Source organism: Gilliamella sp. Pas-s95 (assembly GCF_009795795.1).
GTDB classification, from domain to species: Bacteria; Pseudomonadota; Gammaproteobacteria; order Enterobacterales; family Orbaceae; genus Gilliamella; species Gilliamella bombicola.
On the sequence record NZ_WTFC01000082.1, the window covers coordinates 1 to 473 of the forward strand.

A 473-nucleotide genomic window follows, 5' to 3' on the forward strand; every position below is an offset into this window, starting at 1 on the left:
CTCAACAATACATTGGCAGCCACATTAACATAAATGCCAGTGATACCATACTGGCATAATTCCTTTCTAACTTATCGTATCTAGTTGATATTGAACGATATTGCTTGATTCTAGCAAAGGCATTCTCGACTAAATGACGATAGCGATAAAGGCACCTATCCATACTGCTTTTATCTATATCCTTACCATAATTACGTTTAGCAATCACCGTTCGTCCGCCTTTTTGACGAACAAAGCACCGAAAAGGCTCGCTGTCATAACCTTTATCGGCTATCACTGTATTCACTTCATCGAGCTTTTCAACTAGGGTTTCTGCATAAGTGATATCATGTCGTTGTCCTTCAGATAGCTCAAAACAAATAGGCAAACCACCACTATCAACCGCAAGATGAATTTTAGTTGAATGACCACCACAGCTCTGACCTATTTGCTCGGAATGCTCCGTTGCAGCGCCTGTACTGTGTTGATGAGCC

At 41.2% G+C, this 473-nt stretch carries 1 protein-coding gene; it reads right to left on the minus strand.

The window, feature by feature from the left end; all coding sequences use genetic code 11:
• Position 1 precedes the first annotated feature (1 nt).
• Positions 2-473: IS5 family transposase (locus GQ598_RS10930; RefSeq protein ID WP_160404138.1), on the minus strand; the 472-nt coding region annotated here is incomplete at its 5' end.